The sequence below is a fragment of the Micromonospora sp. DT4 genome (assembly GCF_049841675.1).
Taxonomy (GTDB): Bacteria; Actinomycetota; Actinomycetes; order Mycobacteriales; family Micromonosporaceae; genus Micromonospora.
Map to the genome: position 1 here is coordinate 1 of NZ_JBNCKT010000351.1, position 625 is coordinate 625.

The window sequence follows — 625 nt, forward strand, 5'->3', positions numbered from 1 at the left end:
CCAAGATCATGCCAGCCACAGCCACCACAGTAGACCGCAGCCCCGCTCAGCCGATCAACTCAAGCTGAATACGTACCCCGAGAGGCTTCGCGGTTTTTTCAGCCGCGCGGATGGTCGGTGAGGCGGCGCAGCGCTGTTCCTGGCTGGGGGAAGGCGAGCCGCGGGCCTTACCCCGGAACTTGGACACAGGGTTTATGCGGCTTGTGTGATGGTAGCTGATCTTTCTTGGGTCTGCTCGTAGGTGATCGGGGACTGCTGTCCGAGCCGGGAGTGGCGGCGGACGGTGTTGTAGCGGTGCAGCCAGCGGAACGAGGTCAGCCGGGCATCGCGTTCGTCGGTGAACGCGCGGCGGCCTTGCAGGGTCTCGCGTTTGAAGGTGGCGTTGAACGACTCGGCGAGGGCGTTGTCGGCCGAGCTGCCGACCTTGCTCATCGATTGTCGGACCCCGGCGGCGGCGCAAGCGGCGGCGAAGGCCTTCGATGTGTATTGGGCTCCGTGGTCACTGTGGAAGATCGCCCCGTCCAGGCTGCCGCGGGTGCGCCGGGCCACGTTCAGTGCGTCGATGGTCAACTCGGTGCGCATGTGATCGGCGATCGCCCACCCGGCCAGCCGGCGGGAGTGAAGG

General features: G+C 66.1%; 1 protein-coding gene. It reads right to left on the reverse strand.

Annotated elements, in window-relative coordinates:
* Positions 1-192: 192 nt before the first annotated feature.
* The coding region (locus tag ACLQ24_RS30055) for a transposase (RefSeq protein ID WP_425895108.1) at positions 193-625 on the reverse strand (433 nt) is incomplete at its 5' end.